Source organism: Streptomyces mobaraensis NBRC 13819 = DSM 40847 (assembly GCF_017916255.1).
Lineage (GTDB): Bacteria > Actinomycetota > Actinomycetes > Streptomycetales > Streptomycetaceae > Streptomyces > Streptomyces mobaraensis.
In genome coordinates this window covers 3,716,245-3,737,306 of the sequence record NZ_CP072827.1, presented here as the reverse complement: position 1 = coordinate 3,737,306, position 21,062 = coordinate 3,716,245, and the positions used below count along the sequence as shown (strand labels likewise).

Annotated in this window: 21 protein-coding genes and 1 tRNA gene; 10 read left to right on the top strand and 12 right to left on the bottom strand. The window is 71.7% G+C overall.

What is annotated here, in order from left to right:
- Positions 1 to 46 precede the first annotated feature (46 nt).
- Genes J7W19_RS15885 through J7W19_RS15870 form a run of 4 tightly spaced genes read left to right on the top strand, consistent with a single transcriptional unit; the run spans position 47 to position 2,967 of the window.
- Positions 47 to 235 carry a hypothetical protein gene (locus J7W19_RS15885; protein ID WP_004939913.1) on the top strand — a complete coding sequence of 63 codons (189 nt, stop codon included), beginning with the start codon at positions 47 to 49 and terminating at the stop codon, positions 233 to 235.
- A gap of 4 nt (positions 236 to 239) precedes the next feature.
- The gene (locus J7W19_RS15880; RefSeq protein WP_004939914.1) at positions 240 to 878 is read left to right on the top strand and encodes an aminodeoxychorismate/anthranilate synthase component II; all 639 of its coding nucleotides are present in this window, start codon (positions 240 to 242) and stop codon (positions 876 to 878) included.
- On the top strand, positions 875 to 2,212 hold the full coding sequence (locus tag J7W19_RS32980) for a class E sortase (protein ID WP_004939917.1): 1,338 nt from the start codon (positions 875 to 877) through the stop codon (positions 2,210 to 2,212). The genes J7W19_RS15880 and J7W19_RS32980 overlap by 4 nt, the downstream gene beginning before the upstream one ends.
- A gap of 32 nt (positions 2,213 to 2,244) precedes the next feature.
- The gene (locus J7W19_RS15870) at positions 2,245 to 2,967 is read left to right on the top strand and encodes a class E sortase (protein WP_004939920.1); all 723 of its coding nucleotides are present in this window, start codon (positions 2,245 to 2,247) and stop codon (positions 2,965 to 2,967) included.
- Between the two features lie 98 nt (positions 2,968 to 3,065).
- Here the strand turns inward: J7W19_RS15870 and pknB are convergent, their stop codons facing one another.
- The 6 genes from pknB to J7W19_RS15840 all read right to left on the bottom strand — a co-directional run bounded on the left by pknB (position 3,066) and on the right by J7W19_RS15840 (position 11,277).
- Positions 3,066 to 5,132 carry a Stk1 family PASTA domain-containing Ser/Thr kinase gene (gene pknB, locus J7W19_RS15865; RefSeq protein WP_004939921.1) on the bottom strand — a complete coding sequence of 689 codons (2,067 nt, stop codon included), beginning with the start codon at positions 5,130 to 5,132 and terminating at the stop codon, positions 3,066 to 3,068.
- Positions 5,133 to 5,287: 155 nt separating this feature from the next.
- Positions 5,288 to 6,745, bottom strand: a complete 1,458-nt coding sequence (locus J7W19_RS15860) for a peptidoglycan D,D-transpeptidase FtsI family protein (protein WP_004939923.1) — start codon at positions 6,743 to 6,745, stop codon at positions 5,288 to 5,290.
- Positions 6,742 to 8,154 carry an FtsW/RodA/SpoVE family cell cycle protein gene (locus tag J7W19_RS15855; RefSeq protein ID WP_004939926.1) on the bottom strand — a complete coding sequence of 471 codons (1,413 nt, stop codon included), beginning with the start codon at positions 8,152 to 8,154 and terminating at the stop codon, positions 6,742 to 6,744. Before J7W19_RS15855 ends, J7W19_RS15860 begins: the two co-directional genes overlap by 4 nt.
- A gap of 38 nt (positions 8,155 to 8,192) precedes the next feature.
- Positions 8,193 to 9,752, bottom strand: a complete 1,560-nt coding sequence (locus J7W19_RS15850) for a Stp1/IreP family PP2C-type Ser/Thr phosphatase (RefSeq protein WP_086025214.1) — start codon at positions 9,750 to 9,752, stop codon at positions 8,193 to 8,195.
- Positions 9,753 to 9,827: 75 nt separating this feature from the next.
- Positions 9,828 to 10,370: an FHA domain-containing protein FhaB/FipA gene (locus J7W19_RS15845; RefSeq protein ID WP_004939930.1), complete on the bottom strand. Its 543-nt coding sequence runs from the start codon at positions 10,368 to 10,370 to the stop codon at positions 9,828 to 9,830.
- Positions 10,371 to 10,380: 10 nt separating this feature from the next.
- Entirely contained in the window at positions 10,381 to 11,277 is an 897-nt protein-coding gene (locus tag J7W19_RS15840; RefSeq protein ID WP_004939931.1) for an FhaA domain-containing protein, read from the bottom strand.
- Positions 11,278 to 11,691: 414 nt separating this feature from the next.
- Here J7W19_RS15840 and J7W19_RS15835 point away from each other — a divergent pair.
- Positions 11,692 to 11,775: transfer RNA gene (locus J7W19_RS15835), tRNA-Leu, on the top strand.
- A 161-nt stretch (positions 11,776 to 11,936) separates the two neighbouring features.
- Here the strand turns inward: J7W19_RS15835 and J7W19_RS15830 are convergent.
- The gene (locus tag J7W19_RS15830; RefSeq protein WP_004939933.1) at positions 11,937 to 12,371 is read right to left on the bottom strand and encodes a MarR family winged helix-turn-helix transcriptional regulator; all 435 of its coding nucleotides are present in this window, start codon (positions 12,369 to 12,371) and stop codon (positions 11,937 to 11,939) included.
- Positions 12,372 to 12,464: 93 nt separating this feature from the next.
- Between J7W19_RS15830 and J7W19_RS15825 the strand changes: the two genes are divergently transcribed.
- The 3 genes from J7W19_RS15825 (at position 12,465) to J7W19_RS15815 (ending at position 14,943) form a co-directional block, all read left to right on the top strand.
- Positions 12,465 to 13,520 (top strand): ABC-2 transporter permease, encoded by a 1,056-nt coding sequence (locus J7W19_RS15825; RefSeq protein ID WP_004939937.1) that lies wholly within the window; start codon positions 12,465 to 12,467, stop codon positions 13,518 to 13,520.
- 38 nt (positions 13,521 to 13,558) lie between these two features.
- Positions 13,559 to 14,359, top strand: coding sequence for a hypothetical protein (locus J7W19_RS15820; protein WP_004939940.1), 801 nt, complete (start codon positions 13,559 to 13,561; stop codon positions 14,357 to 14,359).
- Between the two features lie 236 nt (positions 14,360 to 14,595).
- Complete coding sequence (locus J7W19_RS15815) at positions 14,596 to 14,943, top strand: rhodanese-like domain-containing protein (RefSeq protein ID WP_004939941.1); 348 nt, start codon at positions 14,596 to 14,598, stop codon at positions 14,941 to 14,943.
- Between the two features lie 77 nt (positions 14,944 to 15,020).
- On the opposite strand, the gene J7W19_RS15810 is transcribed toward J7W19_RS15815, so the two are convergent.
- Genes J7W19_RS15810 through paaA form a run of 5 tightly spaced genes read right to left on the bottom strand, consistent with a single transcriptional unit; the run spans position 15,021 to position 18,691 of the window.
- Positions 15,021 to 16,103, bottom strand: coding sequence for a 2Fe-2S iron-sulfur cluster-binding protein (locus J7W19_RS15810; RefSeq protein WP_004939943.1), 1,083 nt, complete (start codon positions 16,101 to 16,103; stop codon positions 15,021 to 15,023).
- Positions 16,103 to 16,633 carry a 1,2-phenylacetyl-CoA epoxidase subunit PaaD gene (gene paaD, locus J7W19_RS15805; protein WP_051072474.1) on the bottom strand — a complete coding sequence of 177 codons (531 nt, stop codon included), beginning with the start codon at positions 16,631 to 16,633 and terminating at the stop codon, positions 16,103 to 16,105. Before paaD ends, J7W19_RS15810 begins: the two co-directional genes overlap by 1 nt.
- The gene (gene paaC, locus J7W19_RS15800; protein WP_004939948.1) at positions 16,627 to 17,373 is read right to left on the bottom strand and encodes a 1,2-phenylacetyl-CoA epoxidase subunit PaaC; all 747 of its coding nucleotides are present in this window, start codon (positions 17,371 to 17,373) and stop codon (positions 16,627 to 16,629) included. The genes paaD and paaC overlap by 7 nt, the downstream gene beginning before the upstream one ends.
- On the bottom strand, positions 17,370 to 17,657 hold the full coding sequence (gene paaB, locus J7W19_RS15795; protein WP_004939950.1) for a 1,2-phenylacetyl-CoA epoxidase subunit PaaB: 288 nt from the start codon (positions 17,655 to 17,657) through the stop codon (positions 17,370 to 17,372). Before paaB ends, paaC begins: the two co-directional genes overlap by 4 nt.
- The gene (paaA, locus tag J7W19_RS15790) at positions 17,654 to 18,691 is read right to left on the bottom strand and encodes a 1,2-phenylacetyl-CoA epoxidase subunit PaaA (protein WP_004939951.1); all 1,038 of its coding nucleotides are present in this window, start codon (positions 18,689 to 18,691) and stop codon (positions 17,654 to 17,656) included. Before paaA ends, paaB begins: the two co-directional genes overlap by 4 nt.
- Before the next feature lie 373 nt (positions 18,692 to 19,064).
- On the opposite strand from paaA, the gene J7W19_RS15785 reads away from it, so the two are divergent.
- On the top strand, positions 19,065 to 19,757 hold the full coding sequence (locus tag J7W19_RS15785) for a DUF5819 family protein (protein ID WP_004939954.1): 693 nt from the start codon (positions 19,065 to 19,067) through the stop codon (positions 19,755 to 19,757).
- Entirely contained in the window at positions 19,754 to 21,049 is a 1,296-nt protein-coding gene (locus tag J7W19_RS15780) for an HTTM domain-containing protein (protein ID WP_004939955.1), read from the top strand. The genes J7W19_RS15785 and J7W19_RS15780 overlap by 4 nt, the downstream gene beginning before the upstream one ends.
- Positions 21,050 to 21,062: the final 13 nt, after the last annotated feature.

Sequence of the window (21,062 nt, the reverse complement as noted above, 5' to 3'; positions counted from 1 at the left end):
TACTCTGGTGCGGCAAAGACCATCCCCGTCGGCAAGTAGGGACAGCATGTACGTCTGGATCTGGCGTCATCTGCCGGGCAACGCGTGGGTGAAGGCCCTGATCTCCGTGGTCCTCGTGCTGGCCGTCGTCTACGTCCTCTTCCAGTACGTCTTCCCCTGGGCCGAACCGCTGCTGCCGTTCAACGACGTGACGGTCGACGACAGCCTGCCGACACCGGCAACGGAATGGCGGTGACGCGATGAGCGCGCGCATCCTCGTCGTGGACAACTACGACAGCTTCGTCTTCAACCTCGTCCAGTACCTCTACCAGCTCGGCGCCGAGTGCGAGGTGCGCCGCAACGACGAGGTCGAACCGGCGCACGCGCAGGACGGATTCGACGGGGTGCTGCTCTCCCCCGGTCCCGGAGCGCCCGAACAGGCCGGTGTCTGCATCGACATGGTGCGGCACTGCGCGGCCACCGGGGTGCCCGTGTTCGGCGTCTGCCTGGGCATGCAGTCGATGGCCGTCGCGTACGGCGGGGTGGTCGGCCGGGCGCCCGAGCTGCTGCACGGCAAGACCTCGTCCGTCAGCCACCAGGGATCCGGTGTCTTCCAGGGGCTGCCCTCGCCGTTCACCGCCACCCGCTACCACTCCCTCGCCGTCGCGCGGGAGAGCTGGCCGGACGAGCTGGAGATGACGGCCTGGACGGAGAGCGGCGTCGCCATGGGCCTGCGCCACCGCGATCTGCCCGTCGAGGGCGTGCAGTTCCACCCCGAGTCGGTGCTCACCGAGTGGGGGCACCGGATGCTGGCCAACTGGCTCGTCTCCTGCGGTGACACGGGGGCGGTGGAACGGTCGGCCGGGCTCGCCCCGGTGGTGGGCAAGGCCGGAGAGTGAACGGGCTCCGCCCCGAGCGGGACCCGTGGGGGGCGCCGGCGCCGGAGCGGTACACGCCCCCGCCGACGGACCCCCGGCCGCCCACCGACCCTTACGGGTACGGCCAGGGCGAGCCGCCCACCGACCCCTACGGGCACGGGCGGAACGATTCGGCCGACGATCCGTACGGGTACGGGCGGCGGTCGGCCGACGATCCGTACGGTCACCGGCCCACCGACGCTTACGGACACGGGAGGAGCGAACCGGTCACCGCCCCGCACGGGCACGGGCGGCACCGGTCGGCCGACGATCCGTACGAGTACGTGCCGGGCGAGCGGGCCGTCGAGCCGTGGGCGTCGGTGCCCGGGCCCGCCGTCCCGTCCCCGGGCGTCTCCCGGCCGCTGCCGCCCGAGAACGCCGGACGGTTCGCCGCCCGGCCCCTTCCTCCCGAGACGCCCTCCGAGGCCGTCTCCCGGCCGCTGCCGCCCGAAGTCCCGGTGGGCGTTCCCCCGCAGCCCCGCGGCGGCGCCCGGCCGCTGCCGCCCGAGGGCGACGCGACGATGCCGCTGCGCCGGACGGCGGCCCCCTCGGTCGGGACGCCGGCCGTGCCTCCCCCGGCCGGTGGACGGGCGGAGCGGCGCCGGGCGGCCCGGCGGGCGGAGCGGGCGCGCAAGGACGGCCTGGGCGTGGTCGTCAGCCGGCTGCTGGGCGAACTGTTCATCACCATAGGCGTGGTGATGCTGCTGTTCGTCGCCTACCAGCTCTGGTGGACCAACGTCATCGCCCAGCAGCAGGCCGGCGGCGCGGCGAAGGACCTCCGCAAGAGCTGGGCCCGGGACGGCGGCAAGGACCGCGACGCGGGCGCGTTCTCGCCCGGCGAGGGCTTCGCCATCATCTACATCCCCAAGCTCGACGTGAAGGCCCCGATCGCCGAGGGCACGGGGAAACACAAGGTCCTGGACCGCGGCATGGTCGGGCACTACGGCAAGGGGCCGCTGAAGACCGCGATGCCCTGGGACCGGCAGGGCAACTTCGCGCTCGCGGGCCACCGCAACACCCATGGCGAACCGTTCCGCTACGTCAACCGGCTGCGGCCCGGTGACAAGATCGTGGTGGAAACCAAGAGCGCCTTCTACACCTATGAGATGACGAGCCGACTGGACCAGACGTCACCGGCGAACGTCGGGGTCATCCGCCCGGTACCCCAGGGTTCGGGCTTCACGGGACCGGGCCGGTACATCACCCTGACCACCTGCACCCCCGAATTCACCAGTACGTACCGGATGATCGTGTGGGGCAAGATGGTGGACGAGCGCCCGCGCGGGAAGGGCAAGCCGGACGCGCTCGTCGACTGACGGACGGCAGGGGAGCGGGGTACGGGCGGGCTGTGGCAGGGACCGAGGAGCTGACCGACGACGCGCCACCGCGGCGCGGCCGTACCCGGAGCCGGATAGCCGCCACCGTCGGCGTGATCGGCGAACTGCTGATCACCGCCGGCGTGCTGCTGGCGCTGTTCGTCGTCTACTCGCTGTGGTGGACGAACGTGATAGCCGACCGTGAGGCGAAGCGGCAGGGCGCGCAGGTGCGCGAGAACTGGGCGCGGAAGGAGCCGGGCGCCCTGGACACCAAGGACGGGGTCGGCTTCCTGCACGTGCCCGCCATGGGCAAGGGCGAGGTGCTGGTGAAGCCCGGCACGGGCAGCTCCGTCCTCAACGAGGGCGTGGCCGGCTACTACCGCAAGCCCGTGAAGGCCACCCTGCCCTGGGAGGGCCAGGGCAACCTCACGCTCGCGGCGCACCGGGACGGGCACGGCGCCAAGTTCCACAACATCCACAAGATCAAGGACGGCGACCCGGTCGTCTTCGAGACGCGGGACACCTGGTACGTCTACACGGTCTACAAGGAGCTCAAGCAGACCTCGCGGTTCAACGTGAAGGTCCTCGACCCGGTGCCCCGGGAGTCCGGGAAGACCGTGCCGGGCCGCTACCTGACGCTGACGACCTGCACGCCGATCTACACCTCCGACTACCGCTACGTCGTCTGGGCGGAGTTGACGCGGACGGAGAAGGTGGACGAGAAGCGGACGCCGCCGAAGGAGCTGCGGGGCTGATCCCGGGCCGGGTGTGGCTGATCCCCGGCAGGATGTGAGAGAGCCCCGGCGCCGTCCTCCTCAAGAAGGCGGCGCCGGGGCTCCGTTGTCCTCACGGATCAGTGCCGGCGGCCTTCGAGGAAGCCGCCGAAGGGGCCGCCCTGGTCGTTGCCGCCGGGGTTCCCCTGGGTGTCACCGCCCTGGTTGGCGCCGCCGATGTCGGTGCCGGGAGTGCCCGCGCGGGTGACCAGGTTGACCGCCGAGCCCTTCTTCGCCTTGCCGCCGGGGAGCGGCATGGACGTCTGCACGACGGCCTTGTCGTCGTTCGGGCCCATGATGGTGCCGACCTTGAGTCCGGCGTCCTCCAGTGCCTTCTTGGCGTCCTTGAGGGGCATGTTGGCCAGGTTGGGGACGTCGACGTCCTGCGGGCCCTTGGAGACCGACAGCTCGACCGTCGAGCCGGGCGTGGCCGCCGTGCTGCCCTCCGGGGACTGGGCGGTCACCTGACCGGCCGGGGCGCTGTCGTCGACGTCCTTCCGGGACACCTTGAAACCGTTGTCCGTCAGCTGCTTCGCGGCCGCGTCGTACTGCTGCCCCACCACCGGCGGAACGGTCTTCGTCGGGACGGCCGTGGCGACGGTGAGGGTGACCTCCGCGCCCTTCTCGGCCTGCTCGTTGGCCTCGGGGTTCTGGTTGATGACGGTGCCGGCCGTGGCCTCGTCGGTCTGCTCCTCCTTGCGGTGGACCGTGAAGCCCCGGTCCTCCAGCTGCTTCTTCGCCTTGTCGAACTGGATGTGGAGGACGTTGGGGACCTCGACCTTGGCCGGCCCCTTGGACAGCGAGACCGTGACCTCGCTGTTCCGCGCGACCTTGGCGCCCGGCTTGGGGCTCTGCTCGCAGACCTTGCCCTTGTCGGCGTCGCAGTTGACCGCCTTGCCGCTGTCGACGACCTTCAGTTCGACGTTCTCGCCCTGCTTCTGCGCGGAATCGAGCTTCTCGCCGATCAGGTTGGGCACGGTGACCTCACCGCTCTTGCCGTCCCCGCTGAACAGCGACTTCCCGATGAAGATCGCGCCGACCAGCACCAGGATGCCCGCGACCACCAGGAGGATCGTCGAGAGGCCGCTCTTCTTCCGGCCGTTGCCGCCGTGGCCGGCGCCGTCCCCGCCGTCGTCGTAACCGCCGTACCCGCCGCCTCCGTAGCCCCCGCCGTCCCGTACGGGCGGCAGCATGGACGTCTGCCCGGCGGCGTTCGGGTCGTGCCGGCCGAGCATGGCGGTGGGCTGGTCCTCGCCGCCGTAGCCGGCCGCGCCCATGGCCCCGTAGCCCGCCGCGGCGGCCACCGGGCGGCCCTCCAGGGCGGCCTCGATGTCGGCGCGCATCTCGTCGGCCGACTGGTAGCGGTAGTCCGGGTCCTTGACCAGCGCCTTCAGGACGATGGCGTCCATTTCGGGCGTGATCTCGGGGTCGAAGGCGCTCGGCGGGTTGGGCTCCTCGCGGACGTGCTGGTACGCGACAGCGACCGGGGAGTCGCCGATGAACGGCGGCCGGACGGTGAGCAGTTCGTAGAGGAGGCAGCCCGTGGAGTACAGGTCGGAGCGGGCGTCCACCTGCTCGCCCTTGGCCTGCTCGGGGGAGAGGTACTGGGCGGTGCCGATCACGGCCGCCGTCTGCGTCATCGTCATGCCGGCGTCGCCCATCGCGCGGGCGATGCCGAAGTCCATGACCTTGACCTGGCCGGTGCGGGTCAGCATGACGTTGGCGGGCTTGATGTCGCGGTGGACGATGCCCGCGCGGTGGGAGTACTCCAGCGCCTGGAGCACCCCGATGGTCATTTCGAGCGAACGTTCGGGAAGCAGCTTGCGGCCGGAATGGAGCAGCTCGCGGAGGGTGGACCCGTCCACGTACTCCATGACGATGTACGGGATCGAGACCCCGTCCACGTAGTCCTCGCCGGTGTCGTAGACCGCGACGATGGACGGGTGGTTCAGCGAGGCGGCCGACTGGGCCTCACGGCGGAACCGGGCCTGGAAGGACGGGTCCCGGGCGAGGTCCACCCGGAGCGTCTTCACGGCGACGGTGCGGCCGAGCCGGGTGTCGTGGGCGAGGTAGACCTCGGCCATGCCACCACGGCCGAGCACCGAGCCCAGCTCGTACCGGCCGCCGAGGCGACGCGGCTCTTCCATAGCTCCAGCCCTTCCGTTCTTCCCGACCGCACCGACGTGGGTCCGGCGGTGTGCTGTCCGCGCTTACCGTACCCGGCGTCCCGTACGGCACCCGGGCGTGACCGGCACCCGATACGTACCTGGTACCGGCGCGCGGTGCCGGTCACGCCGCGGGATCACTTCGAGGAGTTGAGCACCGCCTCCATGACGCCCTTGGCGATCGGCGCCGCCAGCTTGCCGCCCGCGATGTCGTCGCGCATCGTGTTCGAGCCCTCGATGACGACCGCGACGGCCACCGGCGAGCCGTCCCCCTTCTTGGCGTAGGAGATGAACCACGCGTAGGGGTTGCCGCTGTTGTCCACACCGTGCTGGGCGGTACCCGTCTTGCCGCCGACCTTGACGCCGTCGATCTTGGCCTCGGTGCCGGTGCCCTCCTCGACGACCGTCTCCATCGCGCTCTGCAGCGTCTGGGCGTGCTCCGGGCTGAGCGGCCGGCTCAGCTCCTTCGGCTGGTGCGTCTCGATGACGTTCAGGTTGGGCGCGCGCAGCTTGTCCACCATGTACGGCTCCATGAGCTTGCCGTTGTTGGCGACGGCGGCGGCGACCATGGCCATCTGGAGCGGGGTGGCGCGGTTGGACGCCTGGCCGATGCCGGCCATGGCGTTCTGCGGGCGGTTGTCCTTGGGGTAGACGCTCTTGGAGACGCCGACCGGGATCTGCAGGTCGTCGTTGTTGTAACCGAACTTGTTCGCCTGCTCGATCATCTTCTGGTTGCCCAGATCGGCGCTGATCTTGCCGAAGACGCTGTTGCAGGACCACTGGAGGGCCGCGCGCATCGAGACGTTGTCGCAGGGCATCGGCGTCTCGTTGGGCAGCGGCAGGTTCCGGGTGTCGGGCAGCGTCCAGCCCTTGGGCGAGTTCGTCTTCTCGTCGACGTCCTTGTAGAGGCCGTTCTCCAGGGCCGCGGCGGCGGTGACGACCTTGAACGTCGAACCGGGCGGGTAGGTCTCCCGCAGCGCCCGGTTGAGCATCGGCTTGTTCTTGTCGTCGTTGAGCTTGGTCCAGGCGTCGCCGTCGTTGGCCCCGGCGATCCGCGAGGGGTCGTACGACGGGGTGGAGGCGAGCGCCAGGATCTTGCCGGTGCGCGGGTCGATGGCGGCGACGGCGCCCTTCTTGCTGCCCAGCCCCTTGAAGGCGGCCTCCTGGGCCTTGGCGTTGAGGGTGGTGATCACGTCACCGCCCTTCTTGCCCTTGCCGGTGATCATGTCGATCGTCCGGTTGAAGAACAGCCGGTCGTCGTCGCCGGTGAGGATCTTGTCCTCGACGCCCTCCAGCAGGGTGGGCTTGTAGACCTGCGAGCTGTAGCCGGTCACCGGCGCCCACATCTCGCCGTTCTTGTACGTGCGCTTGTACTTGTAGTTGATCCCGTTGACTTCCTTGGAGCCGGTGATCTCCTGGCCGTCGACGATGATGTTGCCGCGGGGCTGGCTGTAGCGGGCGATGTTGACCCGCATGTTGTTCTTGTCGTTCTTGAGCTCGTCGGCCTTGACGAACTGGAGCCAGTTGCCGCGGATCATCAGCGCGAGGACCAGGAGTCCGCAGAAGATCGCGATCCGGCGCACGGGCTTGTTCACGGTCGGACCACCTGGGTCATCTCGGCGTCGGGGTTGCTCACGGGCGTCGGGGCCGGACGGCGCGCCGCGTCACTGATCTTGAGGAGGATGGCGATCAGCGCCCAGTTGGCGATCACCGAGGATCCGCCCTGGGCCATGAACGGCATCGTCATACCGGTCAGCGGGATGAGCCCGGTGACACCGCCGGCCACCACGAACACCTGGATGGCGAACGCGCCGGCGAGGCCGATGGCCAGCAGCTTGCCGAACGGGTCGCGGGCGGCGAGCGAGGTGCGCACACCGCGTTCCACGATCAGGCCGTAGATCAGCACGATGGCCATCAGACCGGCCAGGCCCAGCTCCTCGCCGACCGTGGCGAGGATGAAGTCGGAGTTGGCGGCGAAGCCGATCAGGTCCGAGTTGCCCTGGCCCCAGCCGGTGCCGGAGACGCCGCCCGAGCCGAAGGCCCACAGGGCCTGCATCGACTGCTCGGAGTGGCCGGCGATGCCCTTCTTGCTCATCAGGAACTCGCCCAGCGGGTCGAGCCACGCCTGGACGCGCTGCTGAACGTGGGTCTCGAACGAGGCCACGCCCACCGCGCCGGCCGCCGACATCAGCAGGCCGAAGACGATCCAGCTGGTGCGCTCGGTCGCGACGTAGAGCATCACGATGAACATGCCGAAGAACAGCAGCGAGGTACCGAGGTCGGTCTCGAAGACCAGGATCAGGATGCTGAAGGCCCAGACGGCCAGGATCGGGCCCAGGTCGCGGCCGCGCGGCAGGTACATGCCCATGAACCGGCGGCTGGCGAGGGCCAGCGCGTCCCGTTTGACCATCAGATAGCCGGCGAAGAACACCGCCAGGACGATCTTGGCGAACTCACCGGGCTGGAGGCTGCCCAGGCCGGGAAGGGTGATCCAGATGCGGGCACCGTACTTCGCGGGGAAGAACAGCGGGGAGACCAGCAGCGCCAGCGCCACGGCCATCGAGATGTACGTGTAGCGCTGGAGGACCCGGTGGTCCTTGAGGAAGATCACGACGGCCACGAAGAGCGCGATGCCCAGCGCCGAGAACAGCAGCTGGTTGGTGGCGGCCGGTGCGAACGTCTTGGACGCCTGGAGGCGCTTGGACTGGTCCAGCCGCCAGATGATGACCAGGCCCAGCCCGTTGAGGACCGTGGCCAGCGGCAGCAGCAGGGGGTCGGCGTACGGCGCGAACTTCCGCACCACGAGGTGGCCGACACCGGCGAGCAGGCCGAGGCCCATGCCGTAGCCGAGCATGCCGGAGGGCATCTCGCCGTCCAGCGCCAGGCCCACGTTGGCGTACGCGAAACAGGGGAGGATGACGGCGAAGGCGAGCAGCAGCAACTCGGTGTTGCGCCGGCTCGGCTGGCCCGCCGTGCTGACGGTGGTGGTGTTGGTGTTCGGCATGGGTGAGATGGCTGACACGTCGCTGGCCCCCTACAGCCTTACTGCTGGGAGCCGTTGCACTGCGCTGCCACTTTCTGTTCTTCCTCGCTGAGGGTGGGACCGGGCGCCGGGGTCGGTGCGGCCTGGAGGGCGAGGCCCGAGCCCGCGCCGGCCGCCGGGGTGGTGGGCTTGCCCGTCGGCTTCCCGGCGTCGGGCTTGCCGGTATCGGTCTTGGGCGGCTCGGCCTTCTGGTTCTCGCGCTGCCGGCGCTCGGCCTTCTGCTGCTCGTCCTTCTTCTTGCAGGCGCTCGCCAGCGTGCCGAGGTCCTTGACCTTCTGCTCCGCCTGCGCGCGGCTGCTCACCGCGATCGTGTCCTCCACCCGGCCGCGCTGGTCGACGGGGAGGTACTTGAGTTCGATCTCGGGGTGGTCCTGGTACAGCTTGCTGAGGCTGATCCAGGCGAGGTCCTGGTCGATGCCCTGGTAGAGGGCGACGTGGGTGTTGTCCTTGGCCGCCAGGTAGTACTGCGTCTGCGTCCACTGGTAGCCGCCGTACAGGCCGCCGCCGACGACGCCGAGCACCACCGCGATGATCAGGGAGCGCTTGACCCAGCTCCCGCGCCGCCGGGGCTTGCCGGCCTCCACGCCGCTCTCGTCGAAGTCGTCGTGGAAGGCGCCGAACTCGCCGGCCGGCGCCGCGTCACCGTCCGGACCGCTGCCGGGCGGGCCGAAACCGCCGCCCGCCGGGTCCGGCGGCGGGGTGCGGCCCAGCTCGGACGCCCGGCCGGCCGGGGTCTGCATGGCGCCGTGGTCCCCCATGGGGAACTGGTTCTCGGCGACCGCGCCGACGACCACCGGAGTGTCGCTGTGCTGCTGGGCGACGAGGGTGTCCCCGCCGTCGACGTCCAGGACGTCCGCGACGATCACCGTCACGTTGTCCGGTCCACCGCCGCGCAGGGCCAGCTCGATCAGCTCCTGGACCGTCTCCTGCGGGCCCTGGTAGCTCGCCAGCCGCTCCTCGATCGTCTCGTGGCTGACCACGCCGGAGAGGCCGTCGGAGCAGATCAGATAGCGGTCGCCGGCCCGCACCTCGCGGATGGACAGGTCGGGCTCGACGTGGTCGCCACTGCCCAGCGCGCGCATCAGCAGCGAGCGCTGCGGATGGGTGGTGGCCTCCTCCTCGGTGATCCGGCCCTCGTCCACCAGCCGCTGCACCCAGGTGTGGTCCTGGGTGATCTGGGTGAGGACGCCGTCGCGCAGCAGGTACGCGCGGGAGTCGCCGACGTGGACGAGGCCGAGCCGCTGGCCCGTCCACAGCAGGGCGGTGAGCGTGGTGCCCATGCCCTCCAGCTGCGGGTCCTCCTCGACCATCACGCGCAACTGCTCGTTGGCGCGGTGGACGGCGGTGCCGAGCGAGGTGAGCAGGTCGGAACCCGGGACGTCGTCGTCCAGCGTCACCAGGGTGGAGATCACCTCGGAGCTGGCCACCTCGCCCGCGGCCTGGCCGCCCATGCCGTCGGCGATGGCGAGCAGGCGGGGGCCGGCGTAACCGGAGTCCTCGTTGCCTTCCCGGATCATGCCCTTGTGCGATCCGGCGGCGAAACGCAGTGTCAGACTCATGCGCACCTCGCCCGTCGGCTCCGGGTACAGCCCCTTGCCCACCTCGCTGCCCACCCTCCGGTCGTCATGGTCCTACTACTTCCGCAGCTCGATGACGGTCTTGCCGATGCGGATCGGCGCGCCGAGCGGGATCGGGGTCGGGGTGGTCAGCCGGGTCCGGTCGAGATAGGTGCCATTGGTCGACCCGAGGTCCTCGACGATCCAGCGGCCGTCGCGGTCGGGATAGATCCTGGCATGCCGGCTGGAGGCGTAGTCGTCATCCAGCACGATCGTCGAGTCGTGGGCGCGGCCGAGGGTGATGGTCTGGCCCTGCAGGGCCACCGTGGTGCCGGTGAGCGTGCCCTCCGAGATCACCAGCTTGGTGGGCGCGCCGCGGCGGCCGCGGCTCTCGCCGCGTCCCGCGCCCCTGCGCCCGCCGGACTGCTGGCGCTGCGGCGGCGGGGTCGCCTGCTGGGCCGCCCGCTGCGCCGGACGTCCGTCGCCGCCGCGGCGCGAGCCGCGCGCGGTCACCCGCGTACCGAACAGATCACTGCGAATGACCTGCACGGCCACGATGACGAACAGCCACAGTACGGCGAGGAAACCCAACCGCATGACCGTGAGGGTCAGCTCTGACATTGCCCCCGCTTCACCCTTCGGCTTGCCGATAAACGATGGTGGTGCTGCCCACGACGATCCGTGAGCCGTCGCGGAGCGTAGCGCGCGTGGTGTGCTGCCCGTCCACGACGATGCCGTTGGTCGACCCCAGGTCCTGGATGGTCGCGGGGGTGCCGACCCGGATCTCGCAGTGCCTGCGGGAGACGCCGGGGTCGTCGATACGGACGTCCGCCTCGGTGCTGCGGCCCAGCACCAGTGTCGGACGGGAGATCTGGTGCCGGGCGCCGTTGATCTCGATCCAGCGCCGCGTCCGCTCCGCCGCGCCGGCTCCCGGCCCGCCCGCGCGGGGCTGGGGACGGGCCGCGCCGGGCGGCGGGGACGACGGCATGGGCGGGGCGCCGGCGGGCTGCTGCGGATAGCCGCCGCCCTGGGTGACGGGGGAGGGGCCGCCGCCGCGGGGGGCGCCGCCGTACGGAGCGTGGGGGGCCTGGTGTCCGTGGGACGCCTGCGGGCCTTGCCCATGGCCCTGGCCGTGGCCCTGATCCTGGGACTCGCTGGCCGCGAGGGTGCGGCTGCGGACGCGGTACAGACCGGTGTCGAGGTCGTCCGCCTTCTCGAGGTGGACCTGGATGGTCCCCATGAAGGTGTACCGCTGCTGCTTCGCGTAGTCGCGGACCATGCCGGCCAGCTCGTCGCCCAACTGGCCGGAGTAGGGGCTAAGCCGCTCGTAGTCCGGGCCGCTCAGCTCCACGATGAAGTCGTTGGGAACGACCGTGCGGTCACGGTTCCAGATGGTGGCGTTGTTGTCGCACTCCCGCTGGAGTGCGCCCGCGATCTCCACGGGCTGGACCTCGGACTTGAACACCTTGGCAAAGGTGCCGTTCACGAGACCTTCGAGTCGCTGCTCGAAGCGCTTCAGTACTCCCACGGGGCACCTCCTTCCCTCGGTGACGCCTGTGATGCCCGGTGCCGTTCCTGATACTGCTTACTGATCGTATCCACGCGCCGGGAAAACGGCTGGTTCCCCTTCGGGGCCAGGAGTGACGAGTGTCGCCCCCGCGTCCGTGCCGCGTTTCCCTCCGCGTTCCGTGCGGTCCCTCGGGACCCCTGCCGGGATCCTCCACGGGGATCGTAGAGGCGCCCGGATGCCAGTGTCCCGCAACCGGCGGGGTCCCCGCCGGTACCCCGGGGACCGACGGGGGGCGGTCGGGGGGCGGCCGGTGGACAACGGGTGTGAAGGCACCCTCGGAAGCGTGCTAATGTTCTGCATGTCGGAAGGCGGACGCACCGCGAACCGGGCGAAAGTCCGGGGAGAGAGCGGAAGCCGGAAGACACACCCAATGCGCGGGTGGCGGAATAGGCAGACGCGCTGGATTCAGGTTCCAGTGCCCGAAAGGGCGTGGGGGTTCAACTCCCCCCTCGCGCACCGTGAGAACGGGCCTCGTCGTGAAAACGACGGGGCCCGTTCTTCTGTTTGCCCTGATGCCCACCGGGGCGTCGGGAGGGGCGGCCTGTGCCGTATACCGGCCTGTGCCGCATATCGGTCTGTGCCGTATGTCTCAGCGGAGCCGCCCGGCCGGTGAGTGATCAATCCCCTTCCGCGCCGGAGGCGTTGTAGCGCAGCAGGTAGCCGGCGAAGCGGGCGAGATCGGCCTCTTCCCAGTCGGCGAGGCGGCTTTCGAAGGCGGTGCGGCGGCTGGCCGCGACCTGGTCCAGGACCTCGGTGCCGCGATCGGTGAGGTGCAGGACCTGCACCCGCTGGTCGTCGGGGTCGGCGCGGCGCTCGACGAGACCCAGCCGCTCCAGGCCCGCCACCTGTCGGCTGACCGTGGACTTGTCGAGCAGGTAGTGCGCGGCGAGGTCGGTGGCCCGGCAGCCCCGCTGGTCCTGGAGGTGGGCGAGCAGGGTGTACGAGACCAGGGACAGCTCGGGGTGGAGCCGGGCCGCGGCGGCGCGGGCGCGGCGCGCGAAGGCGGTCAGTTCGCGCTGGATGGTGTCGAGGTGATCGGCTCGATGTGCCACGGAAGCCCCTTCCTGCCCGTTTGGTTGTATAGTACAACTGAACCTGAAAGTTGTATAAGCCAACTACCTTGATCATCCTGGAGAGGGGTGCCCATGAGGCCCGCGACGCGCGCCGCGCTCCGGCATGTACTGACCCATCTGCTCACGCCGCTGCTGATGTGCGTCGGCATGGGGCTCGCCTACCTCGGCGCCTTCGCCGACCCGACGCCGCACGAACTGCCGGTGGCGGTCGTCGGCTCCGGGCCGAGCGCGGAGCGGCTGGCCGGCGCGATCGGGGAGCGGGCCGGCGACAAGCTGTCCGTCCACACCGTCGCCGACCGCGCGGAGGCCGTGCGGGAGCTGAAGGACCAGGACGTCTTCGGCGCCTACGTCCCCGACCGGCGGGCGCCGGAGCTGCTGATCGCCTCGGCCGGCTCGGACACCACGGCGTCGGCGGTGCAGAAGGTGTTCACGCCCGTCGCCGCCCGGCAGAACGCCCCGCTGAAGGTGACGGACGTGGTGCCGCCCTCCGAGGGCGACCCGACCGGGCAGGGGATCTTCTTCCTGCTGGTCGCGCTCAGCATCGGCTCCTACGCCTCCGTCGCGGTGATCGGCGGGGCCGGCGGGGCGCTGGCGCTGCGGATACGGGCGGTGCTGGCCGCCGCGACGTCGCTCGTGGTCAGCGTGATCGGCGTGGTGCTGGCGGGACCCGTCTTCAACCTGGTGGACCACGGGCTGTGGGGGCTGTGGGGTCTGGCGTGGCTGTACTCGGCGGGTGTGCTCTTCGTCGGCACCGGACTGCACACCTTCCTCAAGCGGTGGACCACGCTCGGGGTGATGGTGCTGTTCGTGATGCTGAACTTCACCAGCGCCGGCGGTGTCTTCCGGCCCGAGTTGCAGAACGGCTTCTTCGCCGGGCTGCACGGCTTCTGGAACGGCGCGGGCTTCGTGGAGGGCACCCGCAGCCTGGTCTACTTCGGCCACTCCGGGCTGGGCGGTCATGTGGCCACGCTGCTGGTCTGGCTGGCCGTGGGGCTCGTGGTGCTGGGGGCCGCATGGGCGGTGGAGCGTCGGCGCGGGGCCCGGGCGGCGGCGTCCGGAGCGCCCGCGGCGGGTTCCGGGGCCGGTCCCGATGCCGAGGAGGAGATGGAGGAAGCCGTCGGCGTCTGAGGCGGGAGGGGGCCCGGAGCTCGTAGGCTGGGCGGGTGATGAATCCGGAGACCGACATGCCGGCCGAACCGGGCACCGAGCGGCTGGAGCGGGCCGTGCGGGCCGCCGAGCAGGCGCTGATCGAGTTCGAGATCGCGGTGGAGACGTTCCGGGTGGAGGTGGAGAACTTCTCCCGGCTCCACCACCAGCGGCTCGGCCCGCTGTACGGGCGGCTGGACGAGCTGGAGGCGCGCATCGCCGAGGCCGTGGCCGCCCGCTCCGGCGACCCGGACGACCTGCGGCGGGCGCGCGAGGCGCGGGCGCTGGTGCAGCCGATGCCGGACGTCGAGGAGCTGCTGGGCGGCTGGATGGACTCCGACGGGCTGTCGCCCGAGGCGACCGCCATGCTCACCGGGCAGCGGGTCCGGCCGCCGGAGCGCGTCCGGCCCAGCGACGCGGCCCGCAAGGCGTACCGCGACCTCGTCCGCCGGGCCCACCCGGACCTGGCCACGGAGGAGGGGGAGCGCCGGCGGCGCGAGGAGTTCGTCGTCCGGGTCAACGAGGCGTACGCGGCGGGTGACGAGCAGCGGCTGCGCGAGCTGGCCGAGGAGTGGGCCGCCGGGCCCGTCCCCGGGCAGCGGCGCCCGGACCGCGCCGAGGAGCTCTACGCGCGGCTGGAGTGGCTGGCCCGGCGCAAGGAACTGCTGGCCGAGCTGGCCGCCGAGCTGGAGTCCTCGGCGATCGGCGCCATGATCAAGATGGCGCCGGAGGACCCCGACGGGTTGCTCGACGAGATCGCGGGCGGGCTGCTGGCGCAGATCGCCGAGCGCGAGACCCGACTGGCCTCGCTGGTCGGGTAGCGGGCCGGCGCCCGGCGGCGGCACCGGGGTTGTCGGGGCGGTCGGGGTTGTCGGGGCGGCTGGGCTGCCGGGCCGGTCGGGGTTGTCGGGGCGGCCGGGGATGCCAGGCTGGTCTGGGTTGTCGGGGTTGCCGGGGTTGCCGGAGCGCCCAGGCCGGTTGGGGCGGCCGGGGCGGTCGGGGCGGTCGGGGCGGCCGGGGCGGTCAGGGGGCCCGGCGGTCGGGTAGCGTCGGGCGCATGATGTTTGGTTCCGGAGTTCCCACGGTCGAGGTCGGCGCGCTCGCGGCGGACGACTTTCTGCTGGACGTGCGCGAGGCCGACGAGTGGGAGGCCGGGCACGCCGAGGCCGCCCTGCACATCCCCATGAGCGAGTTCACCGCGCGCTTCGGCGAGCTCACGGAGAAGGCGCCCGACGCCGGCCGGATCCATGTGATCTGCCGCTCGGGCGGCCGCTCGGCCCAGGTCACCGCCTATCTGGTGCAGCAGGGCATGGACGCGGTGAACGTCGGCGGCGGCATGCAGGCGTGGGAGGCCGCGGGCCGTCCGGTCGTCGCGTCGGGCGGGGGCCCGGGCGCGGTGATCTGAGGCAGGCGTCGGGGCCTTGGGGCCCCGGAGTCCGGCGGCCCCTCGGAGTCCGGCGGCCGGTGCCGGAATCGGCCGGCTCAGCGGTCGAAGTCCAGCTCCACCTCCTCCGTCGCCGGTCGCGACTGGCAGGCCAGGACGTAGCCCGCCGTCAGTTCGTCGTCCTCCAGGGCGAAGTTGCGGTCCATGCGCACCTCGCCGGAGACCAGGAACGCCCGGCAGGTGCCGCAGACGCCGCCCTTGCAGGCGTAGGGCGCGTCGGGGCGGTTGCGCAGAACGGCCTCCAGCAGGGATTCGCCCTCGCGGACGGGCCAGCGGCCGCCGCGGCCGTCCAGGGTGGCCGTGACCGTGCCACGGGTGGGCGCGGCGGCGGGCCGGTCCGCCGCCGGGGCGGCCGGGCCGTCCTCGACGTGGAAGATCTCCTGGTGGACGCGCTCCCGGGGCACTCCCAGGCCGTGCAGGGCACGCTCGGCGGACAGGACCAGCCCGTGCGGTCCGCACAGGAACCAGCCGTCGACCGAGTCGACGGGAAGCAGCGCGGGCAGCAGACCGGTCAGCCGGCGCTCGTCGAGCCGCCCGGAGGCCGGGCCGGCCTGCTGCTCCTCCCGGGAGAGGGTCTGGACGACCTGGAGCCGGCCGGGGTAGCGGTCCTTCAGGTCGGCGACCTCCTCCAGGAACATCGTGGAGGCCGTGGTGCGGTCGCTGCGCAGGAGTGTGAAGCGGGCCGCGGGCTCGCGGGCGAGCAGGGTCGTCGCCATGGACAGGACGGGAGTGATCCCGCTGCCCCCGACGACCGCGGCGAAGTGCCCGGGGCGGGGCTCCAGCACGAACCGCCCCGCCGGCGTCATCACCTCCAGCTCGTCCCCCGCGCGCAGCTCCTTGAACGCGTAGGTGGAGAACGCGCCGCCGTCGACCAGCCGGACGCCCACCCGAAGGGCGCTGGGCCCCTCGGGGCCGGGGGCCTGCCCGCAGACGGAGTAGGTACGGCGTATCTCGGTGCCCTCGGCGGTGTGGCGTACGGTCAGGTGCTGCCCGGGGGCGTGGCGGAAGGCGTCCCGGAGCTCCTTGGGGACGGCGAAGGTCACGGCGACCGCGTCGTCGGTGAGGGGGTCGACGGACGCCACCCGCAGGCGGTGGAAGGTGCCGTGGCGGGCCGCTGCCATCAGTGCAACTCCTTGAAGTGGTCGAACGGTTCGCGGCACGCCTCGCAGCGGCGCAGGGCCTTGCATGCGGTGGAGGAGAAGCGGCTGAGCAGGGTGGTGTCCGTGGAGCCGCAGTGCGGGCAGCGGATGGCGAGCCGGACCGGGACGGGGCCGTCGGGGCCGGTGGGCCGGGGCGGGGCGACGCCGTGCTCGGCGAGCTTGCGCCGGCCCTCGGCGCTGATCGCGTCGGTGGTCCAGGGCGGCGAGAGCACGGTGCGGACCTCGACGTCGGCTACCCCTTCGGCGTGCAGGACGCGCTCTATGTCGGCGGACATGGCCTCGACGGCGGGGCAGCCGGTGTAGGTGGGGGTGAGGTCCACCTCCACCCGGCCGGGGGCGGTGACGCGCAGGTCGCGCAGGACGCCGAGCTCCTCCAGGGAGATGACGGGCAGCTCGGGGTCGGGGACGGCGCCGGCCAGCGCGCGCAGCCGCTCCTCCAGGGGCGTCAGACTCTCGGCGGCCCGGGGCAGGGACGGGGATCCGGTCACCATGACGCCCCCGGGTGGCTGCGGTGCAGGTGCTGCATCTCGGCGAGCATGCGGCCGAAGGGCTCGGTGTGGATGCCCTGGCGCCCGGCACCGGCGGCCCAGGTGACCGACGAGGGGCCGGTGGGGAGCTCCAGGGTGGCCTGCCGCAGGGTCTCCCCGACGCGTTCCGTCCACGCCTCGCGGAAAGCGGCCGGATCGACGCCGTCCAGGCCCTCCACGGGCTCGAACAGCTCGCCCGTGTACCGCCACAGGGCCTCTGCCGCGCGGCGCATCCGCTCGTGGCTCTCCGGTGTGCCGTCACCGAGCCGCAGGGTCCAGTGCTCGGCGTGGTCGAGGTGGTAGGCGACCTCCTTGACGGCCTTCGCCGCCAGCGGGGCGAACGGTCCGTCGCCCTCGGCGAGCCGGGTGTAGAGCAGGTGCTGGTAGGCGGAGAAGTAGAGCTGCCGGGCGATGGTGTGGGCGAAGTCCCCGTTGGGCCGCTCGACGAGCTGGACGTTGCGGAAGGCGCGCTCCTCGCGCAGGTAGGCCAGTTCGTCCTCGTCGCCGACGAGCGAGAGCAGGGTGCGGGCCTGGCCGAGCAGGTCGAGGGCGATGTTGGCGAGCGCGACCTCCTCCTCCAGGACGGGGGCGCGGCCCGCCCACTCCCCCAGTCGGTGCGCGAGGACCAGGGCGTCGTCGCCGAGCGCGAGGGCGGCCGTGACGGGCACGGGGTCGGCGGAGGCACGGGTGGTCGTGGGGGTCACAGGTGCCGCACCCCCTCGGGGATCTCGTAGAACGTCGGATGGCGGTACGCCTTGTCGCCGGCCGGCTCGAAGAAGGGGTCCTTCTCGTCCGGTGAGGAGGCGGTGATGGCGTCGGAGGGCACGACCCAGATCGAGACGCCCTCGGACCGTCGGGTGTACAGGTCCCGGGCGTTGCGCAGGGCCATCCGCGCGTCCGGGGCGTGCAGGCTGCCGGCGTGGGTGTGCGAGAGGCCGCGCCTGCTGCGGACGAACACCTCCCACAGCGGCCAGTCGGTGCCGGTCATGCCATCGCCTCCGGGTGCTCGGGGGTGCCGGACGCGGCGGTCCCGCGCTCGGGGGTGCTGTGCGGGGTGCCGCCGGAGTGGGATCCGGGGGCGTGCTTGGCGGCGTACGCGGCGGCGGCCTCCCGTACCCAGGCGCCCTCCTCGTGGGCCTCCCGCCGGCGGGCGAGCCGCTGCTCGTTGCAGGGGCCGTTGCCGCGCAGGACCTCGTTGAACTCGTCCCAGTCGATCGGGCCGAAGTCGTAGTGCCCGGTCTCCTCGTTCCACCGCAGGTCGGGGTCGGGGAGGGTGAGGCCGAGGGACTCGGCCTGCGGGACGCAGATGTCGACGAAGCGCCGGCGCAGCTCGTCGTTGGAGTGCCGTTTGATCTTCCAGGTCATGGACTGGGCGGAGTGCGGGGATTCGCCGTCCGGCGGGCCGAACATCATCAGCGACGGCCACCACCAGCGGTTCACCGCGTCCTGGGCCATGGCGTGCTGTGCCTCGGTGCCGCGGCTGAGGGCGAGCAGCAGCTCGTACCCCTGGCGCTGGTGGAACGACTCCTCCTTGCAGACGCGGATCATGGCGCGCGCGTACGGGCCGTAGGAGCAGCGGCAGAGGGGGACCTGGTTGGTGATGGCCGCGCCGTCCACCAGCCAGCCGATGGCGCCGACGTCGGCCCAGGTCAGCGTGGGGTAGTTGAAGATCGAGGAGTAGCGCTGGCGGCCGGCGTGCAGCTTGTCCAGCAGCTCGTCCCGGCTGACGCCGAGGGTCTCGGCGGCGCTGTAGAGGTAGAGGCCGTGGCCGGCCTCGTCCTGCACCTTGGCCATGAGGATGGCCTTGCGCCGCAGCGACGGGGCCCGGGTGATCCAGTTGGCCTCGGGCTGCATGCCGATGATCTCGGAGTGGGCGTGCTGGGCTATCTGCCGGATGAGGGTGGCGCGGTAGGCGTCGGGCATCCAGTCCCGCGGCTCGATGCGCTCGTCCGCCGCCACCGCGGCGTCGAACACCGCCTCCAGAGCCGCCGTGTCCACCGTTTCCGGTGCGGTCGTGGTCATCTCGATGCCCCTCTGCCCCCTCGTCCGATGTGAGCGCGTGAACGCGCGTCCGGCGGCGCCGGGTGGAGCTCGGCGACCTACCGACCGATCGTTCGGTTCAATGGTGAGGTGGCTCCGGAGCGGTGTCAAGCCTGTGGATAACCGGCTGTGACCGGCTGTGGACAACCGCTGCCGAAGTGACCCGGAGGCCCTGCGGAGGGGGGTGCCGGGCCCTCCTGCGGGCCCATGGATCGATGTGTCGAGGAACCCGGCGGGCGGCCGCCCGGCCGGACCGAGGTCTTATGGCCGCTGTGTCGGCCGCGGTCGGGTCGGTACCGTTCGGGTGCGCGGAAGGCGTCCGCGCGCGGATCGACGAGCGGAAAACGGGGCGTACATGGACACGGACGACGGACGCGAGCGGAAGGACGGCGTCGGTGAACGGGCGGCTCCGGCCGCCCCCGCCGGACTGTCCCGGCCCGCCCGCTGCGTCATCGCGCTCGGTGCCCTGGTCGTAGCCCTGGTGACGGCGGTGCACCTGGGCATGATGTTTCTGCATGTGGCGCCGCCGAACACGGTCAGCAAGCAGCACGCCTCGACCATCGCGGACTACGTCCTGCCCGAGTTCGAGCAGAACTGGAAGTTCTTCGCGCCCAATCCGCTCCAGCAGAACATCCACGTCCAGGTCCGCGGCCAGGTGCGCGCCCCGGACGGCAAGGTCACGGTCACACCGTGGACCGACCTCTCCGCCCAGGACGGTGCCGCCATCCACCACAACCCGCTCCCGAGCCACGCGCGGCAGAACCAGCTCCGCCGCGCCTGGGACTTCTACCTCTCCTGGCACGACGACCAGGGCCGGCCGCTGGGGAAGCGGAGCCCGCTCGCCGAGGAGTACCTGCGCCGGCTGGCCGTCTCCCGGATCGTCCTCGACCGCGACGCGGGCGACCTGGAGCGCGTCCAGCTCCGCTCGGTGACCTCGAACGTCGCACCGCCGCCCTGGAGCAAGGGCCAGACCGGCGATCCCGTCCTGCGTGAGCTGGCCTGGTGGACGGTCGGCGCCGAGGACCTGAAGGCGGTGCGGGCCTGGTGAACGTCTCCTCCGTACGTACCGCCTGGTCGAACGCCTACGCCCGGGTCACGGGCCGCTCGCTCGGCCCGTACCAGACCGCCCTCATCCGGATCGGGTTCTCCTTCACCTGGCTGTTCTTCCTGGCCCGCGAGTGGGTCAACCGCCACGAGCTGTACGGCCCGGACGCGGCCTGGAGCCGGGACCTCGCCCGGCGGCTGACGGACGACAACGGCGCCTTCACGGTGCTCGTGTGGTCCGACAGCGGCTGGTGGTTCGAGCTGGTCTACCTCATGGCGATGGTCTCGGCCTTCCTGCTCATGCTCGGCTGGCGGACCAGGACCATGTCGGTCCTCTACATGATCGGCCTGCTCTCACTGCAGAACCGCAGCGTCTTCGTCGGCGACGGCGGGGACAACGTCCTGCACCTGATGGCCATCTATACGGTGTTCACCCGCTGCGGCCAGGTGTGGTCGCTCGACGCCCGGCGGGCCCGGCGCCGGCCGGCCGCCCGGCCGGACACGGCACCGGAGCCCGGCCGGGACCGGGACGTCACCGGGGTCGTGCTGTGGACGCTCTGCGGCCTCGCGCTGGCCCTGGCGACGACGGACGCCGGCACCCGGCTCGCCTGGGCGGCGCACGGGCCGGTCCCCGGCATCGGCTGGGCCACGGTGCTGTGGTCCCTGTGGTGCGGGCACGGGCTCTGGTGGGCCGTGCGGCGGTACGGCGGCACCGAACCGCGTGCCGTGATGGCCGCGTTCGGGCACCTGGTGCACAACGCCGCCCTGCTGGTGATACTCGCCGAGGTCTGCCTGATCTACGGAGCGGCCGGCTGGTACAAGGTGCAGGGCTCGCTCTGGCAGGACGGCACCGCCCTCTACTACCCCCTGCACCTCGACTACTTCTCCCCCTGGCCGGGCCTGTCGCACGCGCTGGCCGCCAGTGGCGTCGTCGTACTGCTGCTCAGCTACGGGACGGTGGCGGTCCAGGCGGCCTTCCCCCTCACGCTGATCAACCGCCGGGTGAAGAACGCCCTGGTGGTGGTGATGATCGCGGAGCACCTGGGGATCGCGGTCCTGTTGGGGCTGCCTTTCTTCTCCCTGGTGATGATCGTCGCGGACGCCGTGTTCCTGCCGACCACCTTCCTGGTGCGCGTGGGCGGCGCGGTGGGGCGGACGGCGTCCCGGGCCTGGAGCCTGCTCGTCCGCTTCAATCGGCGCGAGATTCCGGCCCAGTGGAACCGGAAGGCAGCCGACCGGATCCCTGAGGCCACGGTGGGAGACGAGGCGGCCGAGGTTCGTTCGAAGACCGGCTGAGCGACGGCGAGCG

Bases quoted from the DNA above. Each gene is read 5' to 3' on its own strand.
- J7W19_RS15885 (WP_004939913.1), top strand. From the start codon at position 47: ATGTACGTCTGGATCTGGCGTCATCTGCCGGGCAACGCGTGGGTGAAG.
- J7W19_RS15880 (WP_004939914.1), top strand. From the start codon at position 240: ATGAGCGCGCGCATCCTCGTCGTGGACAACTACGACAGCTTCGTCTTC.
- pknB (WP_004939921.1), bottom strand. From the start codon at position 5,132: ATGGAAGAGCCGCGTCGCCTCGGCGGCCGGTACGAGCTGGGCTCGGTG.
- J7W19_RS15855 (WP_004939926.1), bottom strand. From the start codon at position 8,154: ATGCCGAACACCAACACCACCACCGTCAGCACGGCGGGCCAGCCGAGC.
- J7W19_RS15850 (WP_086025214.1), bottom strand. From the start codon at position 9,752: ATGAGTCTGACACTGCGTTTCGCCGCCGGATCGCACAAGGGCATGATC.
- J7W19_RS15845 (WP_004939930.1), bottom strand. From the start codon at position 10,370: ATGTCAGAGCTGACCCTCACGGTCATGCGGTTGGGTTTCCTCGCCGTA.
- J7W19_RS15825 (WP_004939937.1), top strand. From the start codon at position 12,465: ATGAGGCCCGCGACGCGCGCCGCGCTCCGGCATGTACTGACCCATCTG.
- J7W19_RS15820 (WP_004939940.1), top strand. From the start codon at position 13,559: ATGAATCCGGAGACCGACATGCCGGCCGAACCGGGCACCGAGCGGCTG.
- J7W19_RS15815 (WP_004939941.1), top strand. From the start codon at position 14,596: ATGATGTTTGGTTCCGGAGTTCCCACGGTCGAGGTCGGCGCGCTCGCG.
- J7W19_RS15810 (WP_004939943.1), bottom strand. From the start codon at position 16,103: ATGGCAGCGGCCCGCCACGGCACCTTCCACCGCCTGCGGGTGGCGTCC.
- paaD (WP_051072474.1), bottom strand. From the start codon at position 16,633: ATGGTGACCGGATCCCCGTCCCTGCCCCGGGCCGCCGAGAGTCTGACG.
- paaB (WP_004939950.1), bottom strand. From the start codon at position 17,657: ATGACCGGCACCGACTGGCCGCTGTGGGAGGTGTTCGTCCGCAGCAGG.
- paaA (WP_004939951.1), bottom strand. From the start codon at position 18,691: ATGACCACGACCGCACCGGAAACGGTGGACACGGCGGCTCTGGAGGCG.
- J7W19_RS15785 (WP_004939954.1), top strand. From the start codon at position 19,065: ATGGACACGGACGACGGACGCGAGCGGAAGGACGGCGTCGGTGAACGG.